This window comes from Streptomyces gottesmaniae (assembly GCF_031845845.1).
GTDB lineage: Bacteria > Actinomycetota > Actinomycetes > Streptomycetales > Streptomycetaceae > Streptomyces > Streptomyces akebiae.
Map to the genome: position 1 here is coordinate 13,384 of NZ_JAVRFJ010000066.1, position 23,412 is coordinate 36,795.

Below are 23,412 nucleotides of genomic sequence, written 5' to 3' on the forward strand. Positions count from 1 at the left end.
TGCCGAGGATACGTAAGGATGCGGACAGTGATCAGGCGTAGGTCAATACGCGGGGGACTCCTCTCCGCGGCCGTGGCCGGCTCGTTGATTCTCGGAGCCACGGGTTGTGGAGGGGACAGGGATGAGGACGGTGTTCCGGACGACTACAAGGTCGTTGCGGGCACACAACTCTGCGGTGGCAAGGCCATGTCCGCCGAGGCGTCCAAAGCGCTGAAGGTGATCACGGGGTCGTCGCGGTTCGAGGCATCGGCGAAGGCGTACACCATCGCGCAGGCCGCGACGGACCTTGTGGAGGCATTCCCGCCCGCGAGCGATGACATCTGCCGTGTCTACACGCCCCGCGACTCGCCGGATTTCGACCTCAGAATCACCTGGGATCTGGAGGACAGCGCCCCGACGGGCCCCTCGGCTCCGGAGTTCACCGAGCTGAAGATGGGGGACCTGGCCGTGGCAGCGGCGGACAAGGCGTACGTCTTTTTCGCCTGCCGGGGCGAGAGGTTCTCCACCTCGACGACAGTGGCCCACATCGTCATCGGCGTGGAGCACCGGGATCCATTTCATGAACCCGAGGATGACATCGAGGCGTTGAAGGACGCCTACGCGACCGTGGCCCACTCCGTCTCGCTGGCCATGGCCAAGGAACTGCGTTGCGAGAAGAACGGCGGGCTCCCCGCGAAGCCCGTGTTGAATCCCGCGTAGCCCCTGCTGCATCGCCGAGGTCCTGGACAGGTCGGTCATCGGCCGCCAGAGCACAGACCTGGGCGGCGCCAAGCGCATCTGCATGCAAATGGGCTGACACACGGCTCAGGGGCGGGGGAGGCAGCGGGATACGCTGCCTCCCCCGTTGTGCTGGTGAAGGTCGCCCGGCCAACCCCGGAGACTCGAGGGGAACCTCGGCCCAGACCGTCAGCTCGCCGCCGTTCCGGAGCGTCCTCCACCCGAGGGCCAGTGCTTGGGTGATCAGCAGCCCGCGTCCGTGTCCTGCTCCAACCCCAACAGTTCCGTGGACATGGGCAGAGCCGCGGATGTTGGCCCTCCACCTTCATCCGTCACACTGATCACAGCGGTGGGGGAGGTGAGGCCACAGTCGACGGTGATCGTGTGGCTGTCACTGTGTTCCAGGGCGTTGGCGACGAGCTCTCCGGCGACCGTTTCCAGGTCGTCGATGGCACTCTGGGGCAGTCCCCACGAGTCGGCCGTGTCACGGACGTGGCACCGGGCGAAGCATGCGGAGGTGAGATCGGTACCGGGGAGGGCGATCCGGTCGAGGCGTCGATGCTCAGCACCCCGCCGAGCCGAGCGCCACGAGACTCGGCGATGAGCAACACGTCCTGGAGCGCCTCGGTCAACTGGCCTGCCAGCGGAGCCCACTGACCGCCATCCGTCCTCTGATCCGGCAACACGGCCCGCGCTCGCCCCAGAAGTCGGCCCGCGAGTCCGAGCTGCGTACGCTCGATCCGGCCGGCCATCCGAGAGGCCGTGCCCTGCTGGCCGTGGGAGCCGGTCCAGGGCAGGAGCCGTACGTGGTTCCCCTCGTCGCTCATGACGCAGTCCCCAGGTGGGCGTCGATGCCGCGGGTGTTGAGGTCGACGCCGTACGCGGTACATCAGAGGGTGTCGCGGCGCAGCCGCTGGACCCCTGTCATCTCCTCGCGCTCGTACGCGGCGAGGTAGGGCCGGACGAGGGCTTGGCTGGCGCCGTCGAGGGGTCGTAGCAGTGGCGGACGGTAGGGGTGAGGGCGGTTCGGGAGACGATCGGGCTGGGGCAGCGGCGCTGGGACACGTTTTCTCTGCCTTCATTGATGCTTTGAGGGACATCGAGGTTAGTGGGGTGCTGGTCACAGCCGACGAGCTTCGGCCGCGCCACGGAGCCCAGCCCGACCAGGACACTCGACGGACAGCCAGCGTGTCCTGCCGGGTTGACTGTCGGGCGCCACCCCTATCAAGTTCGAAGACCGGGCAGTGCGAGCGGTGAACGCGATCCTCAGGCATAAGGTCCGAAATTGCTGTGGGAGTTCCTGAAACGAGCTCTGATTCCTTGCGGCCCAACCCGGCCGAAACCTTGTGTGCCGCCGCGTTCAGAGGAACGATATGATCCTGGGACAGCCTCTTCTCGGGCACCCCTACGTTGTTTACCCGCTCCAGGCTTGCCATTGACAATGATGGACTTGTTCGAGTCTGCCATTTGGTAACGGAAGTAGAGGGAGCCGTACGGTCCGATGCGAGGCAGGATCCCCGGTCTTTCAGAAGGGTGATCCTAGAGCCTCGCCACTCTCTACTTCGCCATCGGCTGCCCGAAGTGACGTCAGGGTATTGTCGGGCTCCGACCCTTCCTGAGTGAAGGTCTCAGTGACCGCGCGGTACCCGCCCGCCGCATCCGAGAAGTCCGACGGCTCAAGGCTCTTGAGCGTCGTCAGGTCCATGGTCTCCCGTCACTTGGCCCTTCGACTGGCCGATGGCCGGTGTGTCCTCGAACTGCGTCTTCAGGCTGGCGATTTCCGCCTTGATGGCTTCGTCCGTCTTGAGCAGGTCGTTGCCCGCCTTCTCCATCACTGCCGCCAGAGCACCACACCGGTCGCTGACATCCTTGGCATAGTGCTGCCAGGACTCGCATGTGAATGTACGATCGCCGCATTGCGGCGGTCAAGAATACGGTAATGGACCTGGATACCGACCTCTTGGGTGACGGCAGGTCAATTCTCGGACCGGTCCGATGGCTGTCTGGCCAGAGCGGATCAAGAGAACGGGCCAGCTCCAGGAGATGGTGGTCTGTAAGGGGAGTTCGGGGAAGCCTGGGGCGGGCCGTAGGTCCCGCTGGCCTGCCCAGGGTGCGGAGGCGCAGGCGCGTACGAGGGAGGGAGCGGCGGGATCGTAGAGCGTCGCCGACGTGCGAGGATCATCGGGACGGCGATGGCTGTGGCGAGTATTGCTGCTGCTCCGATGCCCAAGCTGATCCAAAGGACTGTGCCTTCGTGTGTGGGGGCGGTGCCGGTGATCGGGGCTTCCTCGTCGCCCGTCTCACTGGTGTCGGAAGGGCCGCTGGATTCCGAAGCCTCAGGAGAAACAGAAGGTGACTTCGCGGCCGCAGCGAGGTCCGGCAGCGGATACTTGTCGGCGGGGCCCGGGTCACCAGGGTTCTGAAGCGCGATACGCGGACGGACAATGCCGTAACCGATGGCGTTGTTCCAGGTCCACTTCTTCTCGTTGCCCTTCATCGTGTTGATCAGGACGCGCAGGACCTGGTTGTTCGTCCAGGTCGGATGCTTCGACCAGATGAGGGCGGCGGAGGCGGAAGCAATCGCGGTGGAGCCACTGGTTCCATCGGACCTGCAGATCTGTGTACCACCTGCACAGGCGCTGAACAAGTCTTCTCCAGGAGCGGCGATATCAATCTGGGGTCCCCACTGAGAGAAAGAGCTTCGTTCGATCTTTTCATTGATCGATGCCACGGCAACCACTCCGGGCACCGCTGCTGGGTAACCGGGTAGATTTGCCCCGTCACCTTCGTTTCCGGCGGCAGCGAAAATCAACTTCCCCTTTTGGAGAGCGTATTTAACGGAAGAGGAAAGTTCCGGGGTATTGGCGTCTTCTTTGAAGCTTCCTCCGGAGATGTTGATGATTTCCGCATCGGAGTCCGCCGCGTATCGGATTGCCGTAGAAATTTGTGCGGCATATGTGGATCCGGACTTAATGTTTTCGAAGCTCTGGCCGTTGCTGAGTGCCAAACGGATGGGGAGGATTTTGGCTCCTGGTGCAAGGCCATATGAGCCATTCAGGCTTCCTCGCCCACCAGTAGCAGCGATGAGGGCAGCTATGTTGGTGCCGTGACCATCAGCATCGGTATGTTCGTCGCCCTCCAGGCCTGAATAATCCTGGCCGTCTAGTACCTGGCCTTTGAGGTCGGCCAAGGAATTATCCACGCCGGTGTCGATGACGGCGACTGTGATACCTCGGCCGGTGCTGACCTTCCACATTTCTTCGGCATGCATGGCATCGAGGTGCCATTGCCGGGCGCGGATCGACTCTGCCTGAGCGGGAGTTGCGGTGATGCCTACCAGCAGTAGGCCAAGAGCAGCCGACAGCACCGATACGGGCCGCAGTGTTCGCTTACTGCTGGAGAGCATGTGCCTTCCTGGGGGAGTTGTTATGGCCTCAGTCGACGACAGGCGGAAGCGCGCGGCGATTGCCACGCTTCCATGTCTCTTCGTCTTCGACGAGGTAGTCGGGCCGTTCGCCCTGTGGCTGATCTCGACGGGTGTCCGAGGTGTGGCCCTGGTGGAGGGGTGCTCCTGGGCGGCCGACTGTCGTACCGTGCGCCGGATCGGGGGCGTTGGCGGCACGGATTAGACCGGCTCCACCTGGTGTGAATGGGCGAGTGACGGAGCGACCAGGTTGGGCTGGGCGACCGCCGACGACTTCGCCGCCTTCAGAGGTGAGACGTCGGCCTCCGACTACGCCGCTCTGCTGGGCATTGGCGTTGCCGACACCCGACATTCCGGGTGTCGCACCGCGTCCCATCGGCGTACCGCCCTGTGTGGCGCTGCCACCGATGACGGTCCCTCGCGGAAGGCCGACCGTACGGCCGGAAGCAGGGGACACTGGACGGCCCCCCATGATTCCAGTCTCGCGCGGAACACGGGTTCCACTACCGGTAGTAGGTCCTTGCCCCGACAGGAGCGGAGGCCGCGTGGCTGAGGGAGCACGCCCGGGAGTGGATTGCCCCGGGCCTCTTCCGCCGCTGTTGAAGGAGTGAGGAGTCGGACTTGGCTGCGTGAGAGGTGGGGCCTCAGGGCGCTGGGAGGGTCCGTTCGTAGGCGGTGCGGGAAGGCTGGGCGCTGATGAATTGGGGAGTGTGGACAAGCCGTCGATTCCCATAGAGACAGGCTCAGAGCGATCGACGGGATCTTGAGTGTGTCTTTGCGGAGCCATTTGGGTGGTGGCATGTGGACCGGTGCTGCTTCCGTTCCCGGTTTGCGTGAAAGCAACTGTGTTGCTGCCGGATGCGCCTTGGGAGCCGACAGCGGATACATACTCGCTCCTCCGCCACCCTTCGGGATCCAGACGCTTCGCCGGCGGCACGAAAGTAGGCGGCTCCACCCCATTAACCTGCGCAGCCGACTGTTGATAAGTCTGCGCCAGCTTCCGCATCTGCTGCGCGGCCTCGTACCGCGCCGCGTCGATCCGCCCCTGCGCCGCCGTCGCGTCGGACTGCGCGGTCTGGGCCAGCTTGCGGGCGTCGGGGTCGTTGCGCGCGCCCGGCTCCTTGGCTGCCGCGAGGGACTTCTCCGCGTTCCGGAGATCCGCCTGCGCGGCCGTGGTCTCGGAGGTGTCCGGCATGACCGCCTTCGCCTCCGCGATCGCCTGGGACACGACGCCCATCCACCGCGACGCCACTTCGGCGTACTCCCCGAGGTGGAGCGTGGCGCTGGCTGTCTGGCCACCCCATTCGCGGAAGGTGTCGCCGGCCTCGCCCTGCCATTCCAGGCCCTTGACGTACGTCATGAGGTCGTCGCCGATCTTGGTGATCGTCGAGGCGGCCTTGGCGAGCTTTGCGGCGAGGTCGTAGGCGCTCTCGGAGTTCGCCGAGTTGAGCATGGCCACCAACTGGGCGTGGGTCATCGACTCGAAGTCGGTGTGCTGGGGCGTAGGTTGCTTGCGCGCGGGCTGCTCGCTCATTACAGGCCCTTCTCCTCTTCGGAGATCTCAGTGACCGGCTCGCCCTGGCGCCGCGCATACGGATCCCGGTCCACGTCGTAGTACTTGTCGACCTCCGCGTTGACCTCCCGCATCCGCGCCTTGATGTCCTCGTCGAGGGTCTCGAAGCCCACCCGGGACGCGTGCACAGCCAGTCCCACCCCCTCGATCTGGGCGCTGAGCGCCTTCGAGAGGTTCTCCAACTCGTCATGGACGATGGCGTACGACTCGTAGAGGAACTGTGCTTCCTTGAAGTCGGCCGATCCCAGTTGGGCGCGGGACAGGCGGTCCCGGCCCACTTTGTCGGGGGCGGCCTCGGACTTGCCGAGTTCGACGAGGAGGCCGTCGACGCGCTTCTTGAAGTTCTTCATGGCGTCGTGCTGGATGTCCAGCGCCATCTGGGGATTGACGCCGTACAGGCCGTCGAAGGACCTGCCGGTGTCCGGCGTGCCCCCCGCGCCGTTGTCGCCCCCGCCCGAACTCACGTCAGCCGCCTCCCCGTTCTCCCCGTGCGCCCAAGTCAACCAAGGCTTGTTTCAACACTGTTCATCACCCTAATGGCGTTGCGGAAGCAAGCCCACCTGGATAAGAGGGGCTCCGCGCTTCCGTGACACGAAGGTGCCCCGCCCGGGTGGCATGGGCCGCGCCCGGACGTTGCCCAGGATGTCGCCCTCCATCGGGTCGCCAGACAGAATCACACCCTGTGCGCCGAGTTCCTTCACCCGCTGCATGAACGACTCGTACATGGAACGCGAGGCACCCGCCGCGTTGCGGGCGATGATGAACTTGACGCCCACGTCACGGGCGAAGGGCAGATGCTCGACGAGGGCCGACAGCGGGTTCCCGGAGTTCGTGGCGACCAACTCGTAGTCGTCGACGATGATGAACAGCTGCGGGCCGTTCCACCAGCTGCGGTCGCGCAGCTGTTGCGGCGTGATGTCGGGCTTGGGCGCGCGCATCTCCATGAACTGCCGGATGGCGTCCATGTGGACCTCCATCGCGGACGACATCGGCGCGTACTCCAGCAAATGTTCCTCGGAGACCGTCTCCAGCATCGTCCGGCGATAGTCGCCGACGACGATCCGGGCCTCCGCGGGCGTGTAACGCTCGGCGATCTGCTTCGCGATCAGGCGCAGCAGGTTCGTCTTGCCCGACTCGCTCTCGCCGAAGACGAGGAAGAAGGGGTCCGTGTCGAAGTCGATGAAGACGGGTTCGAGGTTTGCCTCGTCGATGCCGATCGCGATGCCGTGCTGCGGGAACTCGAAGCCCTTGGGCAGCTGGTCGGCCGGCAGCCCACGGGGCAGCAGACGGACCGTCGGGGCCGCGGGGCCCTGCCAGTTGCCCTTGACCGCCTGCACCAGCTGTGCCGTGGCATCCGACAGACCGTCCGCGTCCGACGAGGAGTCGATACGCGGCAGCGCAGTCATGAAGTGCAGCTTCTCCGGGACCTGGCCCCGCCCCGGCACACCCGCCGGCACGTTCGCCGCGACCTTGCGGTCGAACTCGGAGTCCATGACGTCGCCGAGGCGTAGCTCAAGCCGGCCCAGGATCTGGTCCTTGAGGGCGGACCGCACCTCCATGTAGCGGGACGCGGAGAGAACGACGTGGATGCCGTAGCCGAGGCCGCGGCCCGCGAGGTCGTGAACGATGCCTTCGAGGCCCTCGTAGTCGCCCTTGAAGTTGCCCCAGCCGTCGATGACCAGGAACACGTCGCCCCAGGCCTCGCCGGGCAGATCGCCCGCCGCGCGGCGCCTCCGGTATGTGCCGATGGAGTCGATGCCATTCGCGCGGAAGAACTGCTCGCGGCGGTTGAGGATGCCCGCCACCTCGGCGACCGTACGACGGACCCGCTCGGGGTCCAGCCTGGACGCGACCCCGCCCACATGCGGCAGGTCCGACAGGGACGACAGGCCGCCGCCACCGAAGTCCAGACAGTAGAACTGCACCTCATGGGGCGTGTGGGTCAGCGCGAAGGACGCGACCAGCGTGCGCAGGAGCGTGGACTTGCCGGACTGAGGGCCGCCGACCACCATCATGTGGCCCGCCGCACCGGAGAAGTCCCGGTACAGCACTTCGCGCCTCTGCTCGAACGGCTTGTCGATCAGACCCAGGGGGACCGTCAGTCCGCCCAGCCGTGTGTACTCGGCGGCTTGCAGGCCGCGTTCGGCCGTCGAGGTGAGCGGTGGGAGTAGGTGGTCCAGTGTCGGCGCTCGGTCCAGGGGCGGCAGCCACACCTGGTGGGCGGGCACCCCCTGCCCTTCCAGCCGCTGCACGACGACGTCGAGGACGGTGTCGGCCAGTGCGTCGTCCTCCTGCCGGGAGGGGGCATGCACTTGCGCCGGGTCCGGCGCCGCGTAGGTGACCGGCACCGGCGTCGCCGTGAACAGCGCCGGCCTGCGCTCGATCGGCAGCCGGTCCCGGGAGACCTCGGGGCCGCCCGCGCGGTACGTGCCCGAGACGTACGCCGCCTTGAAACGGGTCATCTCATCCGTACCGAACTTCAGATAACCCGAGCCGGGCACGGACGGCAGGTGGTACGCGTCCGGGACCCCGAGCGCGGCACGCGACTCGGCGGCCGAGAACGTGCGCAGACCGATCCGGTACGACAGATAGGTGTCCAGTCCGCGCAGCCGACCCTCCTCCAGGCGCTGCGAGGCGAGCAGCAGATGCACCCCCAGCGAGCGGCCGATACGGCCGATCTGGATGAACATGTCGATGAAGTCGGGCTTGGCCGTGAGGAGTTCACTGAACTCGTCGATCACGAGGACGAGCGAGGCCAGCGGCTCCAGCGGCGCGCCGGCGGCCCGCGCCTTCTCGTAGTCGTGGATGTTGGCGTAGTTGCCGGCGGAGCGCAGCAGTTCCTGACGGCGCTGGAGTTCGCCGCGGATCGCGTCGCCCATGCGGTCGACGAGGGTCAGGTCGTCGGAGAGGTTGGTGATGACGGCAGCGACGTGCGGCATCTGGGACATGCCGGCGAAGGTGGCGCCGCCCTTGAAATCCGCGAGGACGAAGTTCAGCGTCTCGGAGGAGTGGGTGACCGCGAGACCGAGCACCAGGGTGCGCAGCAGCTCCGACTTGCCGGAGCCGGTCGCGCCCACGCACAGGCCGTGCGGGCCCATTCCATCCTGTGCCGCCTCCTTGAGGTCCAGCATCACGGGCCGGCCGTCCTCGCCGACCCCGATGGGCACCCGCAGCCGCTCGGGCGTCGACCGCGGCCGCCATGTACGGGTCACGTCCACGGAGGCGGCGTCGCCGAGGCCCAGCAGATCGGTGAAGTCCAAGTTGGCGAGCAGCGGTTCGTCGTCGTCCCCGCCGCCCATGCGCAGCGGAGCCAGCTGCCGGGCGAGCGCCTCGGCGGCAGGCAGCGACAGCCCGTCGGGCGTGCCCTCGTAGGCGACTCCGGCTCCCGAGTCCAGCCACAGCCGGTCCGGTCGTACGACGATGGAGAGGCCGCCCCGTGGCTGGTCGAGCTCGCCAGGGACCACCTCGATGATCGTCACGCCCTGCAGGCCCTCCGCGGCCGCGAAGGCAGAGGTCGGGGGCACGATTCCGCCGTCGAGAACGATCACGAGATGCGGCTGGTCCAGGACAGGCTGGCCGCCCCGGCTGAAACGCGGGCGGCCTTCGAGCCGGGCCGACAGCAGATGCTCCAACTCACCGAGGTCGTCACCGAACAGCCGCCGTGTACCCGAGCCGTCGAACTGGCCGGGCAACTGGCTGTGCGGCAGCCACTTGGTCCAGTCCCAGCGGCCCACGGCGTTCGGGGCGGCGACGACGGCCACCATCAGATCGTCGGGGGAGTGCAGCGTGGTGAGCTGGGCCACCAGGGCACGCGCCGCGGCCTGTGCGCTCTCCTGCTCACCGGACACCGTCACGTGGTAGAAGGCGCGCAGCGACACCGCGACCGGCAGCCCGTCCAACTGGCCGTGCACGGCGAGGAACCGCTGCATGGCACCGGCGCACAACGGCTCCAACTCGTCCACGGGCGCCGTGTCCGGAGCCACCAGGGGCGAGGCCAGCTGCTGTGGGCCCAGGCCGACCCGTACCTGCCCGAAGTCGGCGTCCCCGACGCGGCGTTCCCATACCCGGCTGCCCTCGGCGACCACCGACCACAACTGCTCGGGGGAGGGGTGCAGATACAGCTGCGCGTCGCGCTGCTTCAAGCCCGTCCTGCGGACCGTACGCCGGGTCTGCGCGAGATATTTGAGGTAGTCCCGGCGCACATCGGCCATTTGCCCCTGCGTACCGCGGCGGTGCCGGACGATCTGCGCGATCACCATCGCGGCCGTCGACACGAGCATCACCACACCCATGATCCGCATGAACGGATGGGCGTTCGGGGACGCGAAGTAGAACACCACCGACGAGCCCATGCCGAGCGTCGGCAGGATCTGCATCAGCATGCCCTCCTGCTGACCGCGTGGCAGCTCTGGAGGAGGCTCCAGGCGCAGCTCATCCGAGGGCACTTCAGGCGGCAGGGAACGCGGTGGGCGCTTGATGACGATCTGGCTCACCGGTGCATCAATCCCCCTACGCGGACGAGCAGTTTCGTACCGGCACCCCCGTGGTGTCGGTCGCCCCCCGCTAGCCGGGGATCCTACTTGTCACCGCTGACGGCACCGCCCGGTAGGGTGACGCCCGCAGCGTGCGCATCCGCGAAGCAGGGGGTCAGTGAAGGTGAGTACGACCGCGACGACCGGGTTCTGCCGAGTCACTGTCGTGGCACCCGACAGCCGTATCGACGTCGCCCTCCCGGTGGACATCGCCATCGCCGATGTCTATCCGGAGATCCTGCGCCTGACGGGCCAGACCCAACAGGTCGGCACTCCGGCGGGCTACCACCTCGTACGGCGTGACGGCACCGTCCTCGAAGGCGCCCGCACGCTCGCCGGTGAACGGGTGCTCGACGGTGAGGTGCTCAGCCTGCGGCCCTTCGCCGAGTCGCTGCCACCGGCAGTCCACGACGACGTCTCCGACGCGGTCGCCTCCGCGGTCGTTCGCGACCGCCACCTGTGGAGCGACGACCTGCTGCGCGCCGCCGGACTGATCGGCGGCGCCCTGCTCCTGCTGCTCGTCGCCTTCGTGCTCTGGTACGCCGATCCGGTCCGCCACGACATGCACGGCTTGCCCGGCCTCATCGCGGGCGGGCTCGGCGTACTCCTCGTCGCCTACGCGGCCGTGCGCGCGCGTGTGTACGCCGACCGCCTCGCGGCCGTCGCCCTCGGGCTGGCCGCGCAGCCCCTGCTCCTCCTCGCCGGTTCCGGAATCGTCGGCCCGGCGGGCGGCCAGGGGCCCGGCAGACTTCAGTTCATGCTGGGCTGCGTGGCCGTCCTGGTCGCCTCCGCCGCCCTCGTCGCGCTCACGCCCAGTGGGGACGCACCCTTCGTGGCCTCCGCCTTCCTCGCGGCGGTGGGCACCCTCGCCACCTTCGTGGCGATCGTCGCGGACGCCTCCGCGACCGAGGCCGCCTCGGTGTGCGCCCCGGTCGCCATCGGACTCGTCGCCTTCCTGCCGGGCTTGTCGGCCCGTTTCGCCCGCCTGCCCATCGGCTACGCGGCGCCGCGCTCCGCCATCTACGAGGACTTCGACCTGGATCCCGGCCAGGGTCCGGACACCGACCCCCTGGACGCCGAACGTATCGCGGCCCAGGCCCGACGGGGCCACGAGATGCTCCTGGGTCTCGTCGGCGGCACCTCCGCCGTGGCCGTCGCCTCCGGTGCCGTCCTCGGCTTCTCGGAGGACATCTGGGGCCAGCTCCTGGCTCTCGCCTCGGGCCTGGCCATGCTGATCCGAGCCCGGCTCTTCCGCTACACCTCCCAGGTGGCGTGTGCCCTCGTCGCCGGCCTCGCGGCCATCGCGCTCCTCCTCGTCGGCCTCGCGCTCAACCCGCCGACCGGGGCTCTCACCGAGTTCGTGCTGCACGACGACCGGGGCGCGCTTGACCTCCGGACCATCTGGCTGACGGTGGCCGTCGCGGCCGGAGCCGCCCTGTTCGCGGCGATCGGGCTGATCGTCCCCCAGAAGGGCCTGTCCCCCTTCTGGGGCCGCTTCCTCGACATTGCCGAGGGCTTCGTGCTGCTCACGCTGATTCCGCTGTGTCTGGCGGTGCTGGGCGTCCTCACGGCAGTCCGTTCCCTGACCGGCTGAGGAAAGAGGATGGGCGGCGCGGAGTGGGTGCCAAGCCCGTCCCCCCAGCCTGGTAACCTGACTGACGGCCGTTTGTGTGCGCACCCCCGGACTCCGGAGGCAGCTCCCGACGGACCCCGTCACCAGAGTCACACAAGCCCCCCTGAGAAGAAGACCAGGGGCACTCGGTGGCATCAATGAGACTCAAGAGGAGTATCGCGTGTCGCTCGACGCCGCTACGAAGAAGCAGATCATCAGCGAGTTCGGTACCAAGGAGGGCGACACCGGCTCCCCCGAGGTCCAGGTCGCGATGCTCTCCCGCCGTATCTCCGACCTGACCGAGCACCTCAAGACCCACAAGCACGACCACCACTCCCGCCGTGGTCTGCTGATCCTGGTCGGTCAGCGTCGCCGTCTGCTGCAGTACCTCGCCAAGAAGGACATCCAGCGCTTCCGTACGCTGGTCGACCGCCTCGGCATCCGCCGCGGTGCGGCGGGCGCCAAGTAAGACGCCGTGCAGGGGAGCGGTTCCCGGGAGAATCGGGACCGCTCCCTTTGCTGTACACCCCTCCGCGACACCCGCCGGATCCCCGGCGCGACCTCGCCGGAAGGGGGCGCGCGGCCCCGCCGTACGCGGGACGTACAGGCGGAAACGTGCGGAGTGTCACCACCCCTTTGTAGTGTGGTAGCACGACGCAATAGGCACGACACAGTGTGAGGACGCCCGGGCACGGGCGACCACACGCACACCGAACGAGGAGAAGCGCACCTCGCCGCCGCCGGTCCTCGGTAGTGGCCCCCGGGGAATTGCGAACCCCGAGGGCTTCGATCGAAGACCGGCCCGCACCAGACGGCGCGCTTCTCCGCCACCGTCCCCCTGCCACACGGGCGGGATCCGGGACGAAGACGAGGAGAATTTGCTAGTGGAGAACGAGACCCACTACGCCGAGGCCGTCATCGACAACGGTTCCTTCGGCACCCGCACCATCCGCTTCGAGACGGGCCGTCTGGCCAAGCAGGCCGCCGGCTCCGCCGTGGCGTACCTGGACGACGACACCATGGTGCTGTCGGCCACCACCGCCTCCAAGAACCCCAAGGACCAGCTCGACTTCTTCCCCCTCACGGTGGACGTCGAGGAGCGGATGTACGCCGCCGGCAAGATCCCCGGCAGCTTCTTCCGCCGTGAGGGCCGTCCCTCCGAGGACGCCATCCTCACCTGCCGCCTCATCGACCGCCCGCTGCGCCCGTCCTTCAAGAAGGGGCTGCGCAACGAGATCCAGGTCGTCGCCACGATCATGGCGCTCAACCCCGACCACCTGTACGACGTCGTGGCGATCAACGCCGCCTCCGCGTCCACGCAGCTGGCCGGTCTGCCCTTCTCCGGCCCGATCGGCGGCGTCCGCGTCGCGCTGATCAACGGCCAGTGGGTGGCCTTCCCGACGCACTCCGAGCTCGAGGACGCCGTCTTCGACATGGTCGTCGCGGGCCGCACCCTGGAGGACGGCGACGTCGCGATCATGATGGTCGAGGCCGAGGCCACCGAGAAGACCATCCAGCTGGTCAAGGGCGGCGCCGAGGCGCCGACCGAGGAGGTCGTCGCCGCCGGTCTGGACGCCGCGAAGCCCTTCATCAAGGTCCTCTGCAAGGCCCAGGCCGACCTCGCGTCGAAGGCCGCCAAGCCCACCGGCGAGTTCCCGATCTTCCTCGACTACCAGGACGACGTCCTGGAGGCCCTCACGGCCGCCGTCCGGGACGAGCTCGCGCAGGCGCTCACCATCGCGGGCAAGCAGGAGCGCGAGTCCGAGCTGGACCGCGTCAAGGCGCTCGCCGCCGAGAAGCTCCTGCCGCAGTTCGAGGGCCGCGAGAAGGAGATCTCCGCCGCGTACCGCTCGCTGACCAAGAGCCTGGTCCGCGAGCGCGTCATCAAGGAGAAGAAGCGCATCGACGGCCGCGGCGTGACGGACATCCGTACGCTCGCCGCCGAGGTCGAGGCCATCCCGCGCGTGCACGGCTCCGCCGTGTTCGAGCGTGGCGAGACCCAGATCCTGGGCGTCACCACCCTCAACATGCTCCGCATGGAGCAGCAGCTCGACACGCTGTCGCCGGTGACGCGCAAGCGCTACATGCACAACTACAACTTCCCGCCGTACTCCACCGGCGAGACGGGCCGCGTCGGTTCCCCGAAGCGCCGCGAGATCGGCCACGGCGCCCTCGCCGAGCGCGCCCTCGTCCCGGTCCTGCCGACGCGTGAGGAGTTCCCCTACGCGATCCGCCAGGTCTCCGAGGCGCTCAGCTCGAACGGCTCGACGTCCATGGGCTCGGTCTGCGCCTCCACCATGTCGCTGCTGAACGCCGGTGTGCCGCTGAAGGCCCCCGTCGCCGGCATCGCCATGGGTCTGATCTCCCAGGAGATCGACGGCGAGACGCACTACGTCACCCTCACCGACATCCTCGGTGCGGAGGACGCCTTCGGCGACATGGACTTCAAGGTCGCCGGCACCAAGGAGTTCGTCACTGCCCTCCAGCTCGACACCAAGCTGGACGGCATCCCGGCCTCCGTCCTGGCCGCCGCCCTCAAGCAGGCCCGTGACGCCCGCCTCCACATCCTCGACGTGATGATGGAAGCGATCGACACGCCGGACGAGATGTCCCCGAACGCCCCGCGGATCATCACCGTCAAGATCCCCGTTGACAAGATCGGCGAGGTCATCGGCCCCAAGGGCAAGATGATCAACCAGATCCAGGAGGACACCGGCGCCGAGATCACGATCGAGGACGACGGCACCATCTACATCGGTGCCCAGGTCGGCTCGCAGGCCGAGGCCGCCCGCGCCACGATCAACTCGATCGCCAACCCGACCATGCCGGAGGTCGGCGAGCGCTACCTGGGCACCGTCGTGAAGACGACGACGTTCGGTGCGTTCGTGTCGCTGCTCCCGGGCAAGGACGGTCTGCTGCACATCTCGCAGATCCGCAAGCTCGCCGGCGGCAAGCGCGTGGAGAACGTCGAGGACGTGGTCGCGGTCGGCGCCAAGGTCCAGGTCGAGATCGCCGAGATCGACTCCCGCGGCAAGCTCTCCCTCATCCCCGTGATCGAGGGCGAAGAAGGCTCCGAGGACAAGAAGGACGACGGCGACAAGTGACGTCCCGTAGCTCCAAGGCGACGGCCCGCACCTCCACGGAGGCGCGGGCCGTCGCCCGTACCCAAACCCTGATCAAGGGCATGAACGGCATCGGCACGGTCCGCAAGACCACCCTCCCGGGCGGCCTGCGCATCGTCACCGAGACCCTGCCGTCCGTGCGCTCCGCCACCTTCGGGATCTGGGCGCACGTCGGCTCCCGCGACGAGACGCCCGCGCTGAACGGCGCCACGCACTACCTGGAGCACCTGCTCTTCAAGGGCACCGCCCGCCGTAGCGCGCTCGACATATCGTCCGCGATCGACGCGGTCGGCGGCGAGATGAACGCGTTCACGGCGAAGGAGTACACGTGCTACTACGCGCGCGTGCTCGACTCCGACCTGCCGCTGGCCATCGACACGGTCTGCGACATGCTCACCGGCTCGCTCATCCGCGAGGAGGACGTCGACGTCGAACGCGGCGCCATCCTCGAAGAGATCGCGATGACCGAGGACGACCCGGGCGACTGCGTGCACGATCTGTTCGCGCACACCATGTTCGGCGACACCCCCCTCGGCCGCCCGGTCCTCGGCACGGTCGACACGGTCAACGCCCTCAGCGCCGACCGCATCCGCCGCTTCTACAAGAAGCACTACGACCCCACCCACCTCGTGGTCGCCTGCGCCGGCAACATCGACCACAACAAGGTCGTACGCCAGGTCCGTGCCGCCTTCGAGAGCGCCGGCGCCCTCACCCGCGTCGACGCCACCCCGATCGCCCCGCGCGAGGGCACCCGGAGCCTGCGCACGGCCGGTCGTGTCGAGCTGATCGGGCGCAAGACCGAGCAGGCGCACGTCGTCCTCGGTATGCCCGGACTTGCCCGCACCGACGAACGCCGCTGGGCGCTCGGCGTCCTCAACACGGCACTGGGCGGCGGTATGTCCTCCCGCCTCTTCCAGGAGGTCCGGGAGAAGCGCGGCCTCGCCTACAGCGTGTACTCGTACACCTCCGGCTTCGCCGACTGCGGCCTCTTCGGCGTGTACGCCGGCTGCCGCCCGTCCCAGGTCCACGACGTGCTCAAGATCTGCCGCGACGAACTCGACCAGGTCGCCGAGCACGGGCTGCCCGACGACGAGATCGAGCGCGCCATCGGCCAGCTGCGCGGCTCCACGGTCCTCGGCCTTGAGGACAGCGGCTCGATCATGAACCGCATCGGCAAGAGCGAGCTGTGCTGGGGCGAGCAGATGTCCGTCGACGAGATGCTGACCCGGATAGCCATGGTGACCCCGGACGAGATCCGTGCCGTGGCCCGCGAGATCCTGGGCCGGCGCCCCTCCCTGTCGGTGATCGGCCCGCTCAAGGACAAACAGGCGTCCCGTCTGCACGAAGCCGTCGCCTAACCCCAGTTAAGGAACCAAGCAATGAGCAAGCTGCGCGTGGCGGTCCTCGGTGCCCGGGGCCGCATCGGCTCCGAGGCCGTACGGGCCGTCGAGGCCGCCGAGGACATGGAGCTGGTCGCCGCCCTGAGCCGGGGCGACAAGCTGGAGACGCTGGCGGAGACCGGCGCCCAGGTGGTTGTCGAACTGACCACCCCGGCCTCGGTCATGGACAACCTCGACTACTGCGTACGCCACGGCATCCACGCGGTCGTCGGCACCACGGGCTGGACCGACGAGCGCCTCGCGCAGCTGAAGGGCTGGCTGGAGGGGTCCCCGGAGACCGGCGTGCTCATCGCGCCCAACTTCTCCATCGGGGCCGTCCTGACGATGAAGTTCGCACAGATCGCGGCGCCTTACTTCGAGTCCGTCGAGGTCGTCGAGCTGCACCACCCGAACAAGGTCGACGCCCCCAGCGGCACCGCCACCCGCACCGCCCAGCTCATCGCCGAGGCCCGCCGCGCGGCCGGTACCGCCCCGGCGCCGGACGCCACCGCCACGGCCCTGGAGGGTGCGCGGGGCGCCGACGTCGACGGCGTCCCGGTCCACGCCGTCCGCCTCCGGGGCCTCCTCGCCCACCAGGAGGTCCTGCTCGGCGGCGAGGGCGAGACCCTGACGGTCCGTCATGACTCCCTCCACCACAGCAGCTTCATGCCGGGCATCCTGCTCGGCGCCCGCCGTGTGGTGACCACCCCGGGCCTCACCTTCGGCCTCGAACACTTCCTCGACCTGGGCTGACAGGCCAAAGGAACGTCATGCGCGCGAAGATCACCTACGCCGTCACGGCAGCCGTCCTGGTCGTCTACTTCGTCCTGGTCGGCAGCCGCGGGATCCTCCTCATAGAGACCGGCACACCGGTCACGATCGCCTTCGGCGTCGCCGTGCTCGTCCTGCCGGGAATCGGTCTGTGGTTCCTCTGGAAGAACACCCAGTTCGTCCGCAGGGCCAATCAGCTCGCCGCCGAACTCGACGCCGAAGGGGGCCTCCCCGTCGACGAGTTGAAGCGGACACCGAGCGGCCGCATCGACCGTGACTCGGCCGACGAGGTCTTCGCCCAGCGCAAGGCGGAGACCGAGGACGCCCCCGACGACTGGCGTACCTGGTTCCGTCTGGCCGTCGCCTACCACGACGCCCGCGACACACCCCGGGCCCGCAAGGCCATGCAGCGCGCCATCGCCCTCCACGACGGCAAACCGGCGCCCGCCGCCTGAGCCGACGTACCTCCGCACAGCGGTGAGGGGCCGGTCCGCACCCGCGGACCGGCCCCTCACCGCCGTCCTCGACCTTCCCGGTGGCCGACTACGCGGCGCGTCCGTACTCCGCCGCCCACGCCTCGATCGTGTCGGCCGCCCGGTCGAAGGCCTCCGTACGCGCCAGGAAGTCGGCGTTGTGCGTGGTCATCAGCGGCGTCACATACTCCTGCACGCGGTCCCTGCGGACGAGGAGCAGCGCCTGCCCCTGCACGGACCGCGGGAGCCCGAGCCAGCGCACCGGCTGCTGCACGGTACGCACCGAGACGCTCGCCTCCCAGGAGGCCGTACGGGTGCGGAAGAAGCCCACCTGCCGCACCCCCCGTGCGCTCACCCAGATGCCGACCCGCAGCAGCCGCAGCGCGCAGCTGATGACGAGCAGCGCCGCTCCGAAGAAGATCGCGCCCGCCTGCGGTGTCTCGGCCGCCGCGATGATGACCGCCGCGACCAGCACGTACGACGCGAGCAGCAGCAGGAGCGCGGCCGCGCCGACCCGCCAGGGGCCGGGCCGGTAGGGGCGCCGCCAGCGGTCACGGTCCTCGAACGGCAGAGGTTCGTCCACCGCGTGGTCGAAGGCGCGGTCGGCGGTCAGGAAGGGCAGGGGCACGGGTGATCCTCACTCAATCCACGCACAGCTATCGCCGGGTGAGGCTACCGAGCCGGACCCCTCCCCACCACTCTCAGGGGTCCAACGGGGGCACAAGAGGGTGCAACTCGGGGCATCCGGGCGCCTTGTCGGTGTCGGCCCGTAGAGTGGGCGCCGCCCGAGAGCAGCCATGGGAAGGATCCTCCGAGCCGTGACCGACACTCCCGTCGACGACCTCAAGCCCAGCTTCCGCAGCGATGTGACCGTCGAGTTGGTGAAGCACAGCGCCGCCGACTCGGACGTGCTGTGGGCCGCCCGCGTCTCCACCGCCGGCGAGCAGTCCCTGGAGGAGCTGCAGAAGGACCCCGAGCGCTCCAAGGGCCTCATCAACTACCTCATGCGGGACCGGCACGGCAGCCCCTTCGAGCACAACTCGATGACCTTCTTCATCAGCGCCCCGATCTTCGTCTTCCGCGAGTTCATGCGCCACCGGGTGGGCTGGTGCATCGCCGGCGACACCGAGATCACCCTGGAGAGCGAGGCCGGCCATCTCCGTCGGCGCACCATCGCGGAGCTGTACAAGCTCTGGCACCTCGGCGTCGAGGACCGACTTCCGCATTCCGCCGGTGGAGTGACGTGGCACAGCAGGGCCGGAAAGTGGATGGCCCAGGTCCGGCGCGGCGAGAAGAACAATTACCTCGGCCTGTACGACAACCGTGAGGCAGCGGAGTCGGCAGTGGCGGAATTCAGGGAACTGCACCCCAGCACCCGCCTGCGCAAGCTCGAATCGGTCCGTCGCGACCACGTGCGCTGTTACGACGAAGAGACGCTGCTCGCCCAGCGGGCCAGGATCGTCGATGTCATCGAGTCCGGGGTGAAGCCACTCATCACGATCACCACGGAGTCCGGGAAGACGCTCCGCTCCACGGTCGATCATGCGGTGCTCACGCCCGAGGGCTGGTGCAAGGCCGGGGAACTGGCTGTCGGTGACGCGGTCATGGTGGCGGGGACCGTCCCTCGTCCGTCGGAGGCACTGGTGCCGCCGAGCCTGCGGCGCGGCATCGGTGTGTGGACTTCCATGCAGCGAGAGCGACTGATCAAGGAGACCGACAGCTGTCACCTCTGCGGTCAGGACTTCCCCCGCGCGGAACTCGCCCTGGACCACGTGGTTCCGGTGGCTGGTGACCTGACCCAGGCCCTCGACGAGAGGAACCTCGCGCCCGCGTGTGAGTCCTGCCATGCGATCAAGAGCGCCGGTGAGCAGGCCCTGGCCCAGCGCGACGGCAAGATCGCCCGAGCGGTTCCGGACCGGATCGTCGCCATCGAGCAGGACGGCGAGGAGATGACGTACGACCTCTCCGTCGAAGGCCCCTGGCACAACTTCCTCGCCAACGGGATCGTCGTGCACAACTCGTACAACGAGGAGTCGGGACGCTACCGGGAACTCCAGCCCCACTTCTACGTCCCCGACGAGGCCCGCAAGCTCGTCCAGGAGGGGCGTCCCGGCAAGTACGTCTTCGTGGAGGGCACTCAGGCGCAGCAGGAGCTGGTCGGGCGGGTCATGGAGGACTCGTACATCCACGCCTACGAGGCGTACCAGGAGATGCTGGCCGCCGGCGTCGCCCGCGAGGTCGCCCGCTCGGTCCTCCCGGTCGGACTCTTCTCGTCGATGTACGCCACCTGCAACGCCCGCTCGCTGATGCACTTCCTCGGTCTGCGCACCCAGCACGAGCTCGCCAAGGTCCCGTCCTTCCCGCAGCGCGAGATCGAGATGGTGGGCGAGCGGATGGAGACGGAGTGGGCCAGGCTCATGCCGCTCACGCACGCGGCGTTCAATGCGAACGGCCGCGTCGCGCCGTAGCGACCGTCGACTTTCGGCCAGGCACAGATGTGCGGGTCAGCCGAGCGAAGTGTCCGTATTGCGGCATTTCGAGAAGTTCATCTAGCCTGATCAAACGGACCCGGCACTGCTTGAACCCCCGAGCAGGCAGTGCCGGGCTCCGCATTTGTCCTGACTTTTCCCGCCCCCCGAGGGCAGACCGCGCCCTGAGCAGCGAGTAGCGTGTTACCCATGGCTCCGACCTCGACTCCGCAGACCCCCTTCGGGCGGGTCCTCACCGCCATGGTCACGCCCTTCACGGCGGACGGCGCACTCGACCTAGACGGCGCGCAGCGGCTCGCCACCCACCTGGTGGACGCAGGCAACGACGGCCTGGTCATCAACGGCACCACGGGCGAGTCCCCCACCACCAGTGACGCGGAGAAATCGGACCTGGTACGAGCCGTCCTCGAAGCCGTCGGCGACCGCGCGCACATCATCGCCGGCGTCGGCACGAACGACACCCACCACAGCACCGAGCTGGCCCGCGCCGCCGAGAAGGTCGGAGCCCACGGCCTTCTCGTCGTCACGCCGTACTACAACAAGCCCCCGCAGGAAGGCCTGTACCGCCACTTCAAGGCGATCGCCGACGCGGCCGACCTGCCGGTCATGCTCTACGACATCCCGGGCCGCAGCGGTGTCCCGATCGACACCGAGACGATCGTCCGGCTCGCCGAGCACCCGCGCATCGTCGCCAACAAGGACGCCAAGGGTGACCTCGGCCGCGCCAGCTGGGCGATCGCCCGCTCCGGCCTCGCCTGGTACTCCGGCGACGACATGCTCAACCTCCCGCTGCTCTCCGTGGGCGCGGTCGGCTTCGTCTCGGTCGTCGGCCACGTCGTCACCCCCGAGCTGCGCGCCCTCGTCGAGGCGTACGTCTCCGGTGACGTCCAGAAGGCCACCGAGATCCACCAGAAGCTGCTCCCGGTCTTCACCGGCATGTTCCGCACCCAGGGCGTGATGACGACCAAGGCGGCGCTCGCCCTCCAGGGCCTGCCGGCGGGACCGCTGCGCGCCCCCATGGTGGAGCTTTCGCCCGAGGAGACGGCTCAGCTCAAGATCGATCTTGGTGCCGGCGGGGTACAGGTCTGACACCGGACTTCGCACGACGCGACAACCAGACTTCACAACTGAATAGGCAGGACGCAAGCGCCTGCATCCACATCCACAACTGCTTTTGCACGAACGTCATGCGCGCCACGTGCCACAGAGGTACGTGGCGCGCGTGGTGAGGAGAGTCTTTTGAGTCATCCGCATCCTGAACTCGGCCCGCCGCCGCCGCTCCCCGAAGGTGGCCTCCGGGTCACCCCCTTGGGTGGCCTCGGTGAGATCGGCCGGAACATGACCGTCTTCGAGTACGGCGGCCGACTGCTGATCGTCGACTGCGGGGTGCTCTTCCCCGAGGAGGAGCAGCCCGGAATCGACCTGATCCTGCCGGACTTCTCGTCCGTCAGGGACCGCCTCGACGACATCGAGGGCATCGTCCTCACGCACGGCCACGAGGACCACATCGGCGCGGTCCCGTATCTGCTGCGCGAGAAGCCCGACATCCCGCTGATCGGCTCCAAGCTGACCCTCGCCCTGATCGAGGCCAAGCTCCAGGAGCACCGCATCCGCCCGTACACCCTTGAGGTGGTCGAGGGGAACCGCGAGCGCATCGGCCCCTTCGACTGCGAGTTCGTCGCGGTCAACCACTCCATCCCGGACGCCCTCGCCGTGGCCATCCGCACCCCCGCGGGCATGGTGGTCCACACGGGTGACTTCAAGATGGACCAGCTCCCGCTGGACAACCGTCTCACCGACCTGCACGCGTTCGCACGACTGAGCGAAGAGGGCATCGATCTTCTTCTCTCCGACTCCACGAACGCGGAGGTTCCGGGGTTCGTTCCCCCTGAGCGCGACATCTCCAACGTCCTGCGCCAGGTCTTCGCGGGCGCTCGGAAGCGGATCATCGTGGCCAGCTTCGCCAGCCACATCCACCGCATCCAGCAGATCCTCGACGCCGCCCACGAGTACGGCCGCCGGGTCGCCTTCGTCGGCCGCTCGATGGTCCGGAACATGGGCATCGCCAGGGACCTGGGCTACCTGAGGGTTCCGCCGGGCCTGGTCGTGGACGTCAAGACACTCGACGACCTTCCCGACCACGAGATCGTCCTCGTCTGCACCGGATCACAGGGCGAGCCGATGGCGGCCCTGTCCCGCATGGCCAACCGGGACCACCAGATCCGCATCGTCCAGGGCGACACGGTGATCCTGGCCTCGTCGCTGATCCCCGGCAACGAGAACGCGGTCTACCGCGTCATCAACGGCCTGACCCGCTGGGGCGCCAACGTCATCCACAAGGGCAACGCCAAGGTCCACGTCTCCGGACATGCCTCGGCCGGTGAGCTGCTGTACTTCTACAACATCTGCCGCCCGAAGAACCTGATGCCGGTGCACGGCGAATGGCGCCACCTGCGCGCCAACGCGGAGCTGGGCGCTCTGACCGGCGTACCGCACGACCGCATCGTCATCGCCGAGGACGGCGTGGTCGTCGACCTCATCGAGGGCAAGGCCAAGATCGCGGGCAAGGTCCAGGCCGGTTATGTGTACGTCGACGGCCTCTCGGTCGGTGACGTCGGTGAGCCGGCGCTCAAGGACCGCAAGATCCTGGGAGACGAGGGCATCATCTCCGTCTTCGTCGTCGTGGACTCCTCCACCGGCAAGATCACCGGAGGTCCGCACATCCAGGCCCGGGGATCAGGCATCGAGGACTCCGCGTTCAGCGCGGTCGCCCCGAAGATCACCGAAGTTCTGGAGCGTTCGGCACAGGACGGGGTCGTCGAGCCTCATCAGCTGCAACAACTCATCCGCCGCACCCTCGGCAAGTGGGTCTCGGACACCTACCGGCGTCGGCCGATGATCCTGCCTGTGGTGGTTGAGGTCTGACCTTCCGTCAGCGCCCGTTCCGGAGCGGGGCCCCTCGATTTGCATCGGGGCGCCCCGCTCCAGTACGTTTACGGCTCCGCCCAGGGGGGAACCCGGTGCAACTGATGCGCCAGGAGCCGCCCGGACCGGGTGGAAATCCGACTCAGAACTTCTGATAAAGTCGGAATCGCCGAAAAGGGAAACGCGGAAGCGGAAACCTGGAAAGCACCGAGGAAATCGGATCGGAAAACGATCTGATAGAGTCGGAAACGCAAGACCGAAGGGAAAATGCCCGGAGGAAAGCCCGAGAGTAGCTTGGGTGAGTACAAAGGAAGCGTCCGTTCCTTGAGAACTCAACAGCGTGCCAAAAATCAACGCCAGATATGTTGATACCCCGTTCCCGGCCGGTCTTCGGT

At 67.9% G+C, this 23,412-nt stretch carries 16 protein-coding genes and 3 pseudogenes; 12 read left to right on the top strand and 7 right to left on the bottom strand.

All coding sequences use genetic code 11. The features are described 5' to 3' along the window. The first annotated feature begins 18 nt into the window (after positions 1–18). Positions 19–699 carry a hypothetical protein gene (locus RM704_RS42800; RefSeq protein ID WP_192829737.1) on the top strand — a complete coding sequence of 227 codons (681 nt, stop codon included), beginning with the start codon at positions 19–21 and terminating at the stop codon, positions 697–699. A gap of 261 nt (positions 700–960) precedes the next feature. Here the strand turns inward: RM704_RS42800 and RM704_RS45250 are convergent, their stop codons facing one another. The 6 genes from RM704_RS45250 to RM704_RS42825 form a co-directional block, all read right to left on the bottom strand. Further along, positions 961–1,371 carry an ATP-binding protein gene (locus RM704_RS45250; RefSeq protein WP_078937253.1) on the bottom strand — a complete coding sequence of 137 codons (411 nt, stop codon included), beginning with the start codon at positions 1,369–1,371 and terminating at the stop codon, positions 961–963. A gap of 1,022 nt (positions 1,372–2,393) precedes the next feature. Beyond that, complete coding sequence (locus RM704_RS42805) at positions 2,394–2,552, bottom strand: hypothetical protein (RefSeq protein WP_157856733.1); 159 nt, start codon at positions 2,550–2,552, stop codon at positions 2,394–2,396. A 182-nt stretch (positions 2,553–2,734) separates the two neighbouring features. Continuing rightward, positions 2,735–4,123, bottom strand: coding sequence for a type VII secretion-associated serine protease mycosin (gene mycP, locus RM704_RS42810; RefSeq protein WP_078937252.1), 1,389 nt, complete (start codon positions 4,121–4,123; stop codon positions 2,735–2,737). A 28-nt stretch (positions 4,124–4,151) separates the two neighbouring features. Further along, positions 4,152–5,675 carry a hypothetical protein gene (locus tag RM704_RS42815; RefSeq protein WP_107072356.1) on the bottom strand — a complete coding sequence of 508 codons (1,524 nt, stop codon included), beginning with the start codon at positions 5,673–5,675 and terminating at the stop codon, positions 4,152–4,154. Further along, a complete protein-coding gene (locus tag RM704_RS42820) occupies positions 5,675–6,178 on the bottom strand; it encodes a DUF2563 family protein (RefSeq protein WP_033529276.1) in 504 nt (167 codons plus the stop codon). Before RM704_RS42820 ends, RM704_RS42815 begins: the two co-directional genes overlap by 1 nt. Before the next feature lie 69 nt (positions 6,179–6,247). Then, positions 6,248–10,207, bottom strand: coding sequence for a type VII secretion protein EccC (locus RM704_RS42825; protein ID WP_033529275.1), 3,960 nt, complete (start codon positions 10,205–10,207; stop codon positions 6,248–6,250). A 163-nt stretch (positions 10,208–10,370) separates the two neighbouring features. Here RM704_RS42825 and eccD point away from each other — a divergent pair, with 163 nt between their 5' ends. The 6 genes from eccD (at position 10,371) to RM704_RS42855 (ending at position 17,585) form a co-directional block, all read left to right on the top strand. Then, entirely contained in the window at positions 10,371–11,840 is a 1,470-nt protein-coding gene (gene eccD, locus RM704_RS42830; RefSeq protein ID WP_033529294.1) for a type VII secretion integral membrane protein EccD, read from the top strand. Positions 11,841–12,039: 199 nt separating this feature from the next. After that, positions 12,040–12,327 carry a 30S ribosomal protein S15 gene (gene rpsO, locus RM704_RS42835; protein WP_033529274.1) on the top strand — a complete coding sequence of 96 codons (288 nt, stop codon included), beginning with the start codon at positions 12,040–12,042 and terminating at the stop codon, positions 12,325–12,327. Positions 12,328–12,742: 415 nt separating this feature from the next. Beyond that, entirely contained in the window at positions 12,743–14,962 is a 2,220-nt protein-coding gene (locus RM704_RS42840) for a polyribonucleotide nucleotidyltransferase (protein ID WP_033529273.1), read from the top strand. Next, positions 14,959–16,338 carry a M16 family metallopeptidase gene (locus RM704_RS42845; protein WP_033529272.1) on the top strand — a complete coding sequence of 460 codons (1,380 nt, stop codon included), beginning with the start codon at positions 14,959–14,961 and terminating at the stop codon, positions 16,336–16,338. Before RM704_RS42840 ends, RM704_RS42845 begins: the two co-directional genes overlap by 4 nt. A 21-nt stretch (positions 16,339–16,359) precedes the next feature. After that, entirely contained in the window at positions 16,360–17,112 is a 753-nt protein-coding gene (gene dapB / locus RM704_RS42850) for a 4-hydroxy-tetrahydrodipicolinate reductase (RefSeq protein ID WP_033529271.1), read from the top strand. Between the two features lie 17 nt (positions 17,113–17,129). Continuing rightward, positions 17,130–17,585: a tetratricopeptide repeat protein gene (locus tag RM704_RS42855; RefSeq protein ID WP_033529270.1), complete on the top strand. Its 456-nt coding sequence runs from the start codon at positions 17,130–17,132 to the stop codon at positions 17,583–17,585. A gap of 88 nt (positions 17,586–17,673) precedes the next feature. Here RM704_RS42855 and RM704_RS42860 read toward each other — a convergent pair whose 3' ends face one another. Then, positions 17,674–18,231 carry an SCO5741 family PH domain-containing membrane protein gene (locus RM704_RS42860; RefSeq protein WP_033529269.1) on the bottom strand — a complete coding sequence of 186 codons (558 nt, stop codon included), beginning with the start codon at positions 18,229–18,231 and terminating at the stop codon, positions 17,674–17,676. 190 nt (positions 18,232–18,421) lie between these two features. Between RM704_RS42860 and RM704_RS42865 the strand changes: the two are divergent. From RM704_RS42865 to RM704_RS42885, 5 genes and pseudogenes are all read left to right on the top strand, one after another. Further along, positions 18,422–18,712: pseudogene (locus RM704_RS42865) on the top strand (FAD-dependent thymidylate synthase); the annotation flags it as partial. A gap of 159 nt (positions 18,713–18,871) precedes the next feature. Continuing rightward, positions 18,872–19,618 (top strand): annotated as a pseudogene (locus RM704_RS42870) (HNH endonuclease); the annotation flags it as partial. 3 nt (positions 19,619–19,621) lie between these two features. Then, a pseudogene (gene thyX, locus RM704_RS42875) lies at positions 19,622–20,071 on the top strand (FAD-dependent thymidylate synthase); the annotation flags it as partial. 210 nt (positions 20,072–20,281) lie between these two features. Continuing rightward, positions 20,282–21,181, top strand: coding sequence for a 4-hydroxy-tetrahydrodipicolinate synthase (dapA, locus tag RM704_RS42880; RefSeq protein WP_033529267.1), 900 nt, complete (start codon positions 20,282–20,284; stop codon positions 21,179–21,181). A 150-nt stretch (positions 21,182–21,331) separates the two neighbouring features. Further along, positions 21,332–23,017, top strand: coding sequence for a ribonuclease J (locus tag RM704_RS42885; protein WP_033529266.1), 1,686 nt, complete (start codon positions 21,332–21,334; stop codon positions 23,015–23,017). The last annotated feature ends 395 nt before the right edge of the window (positions 23,018–23,412 follow it).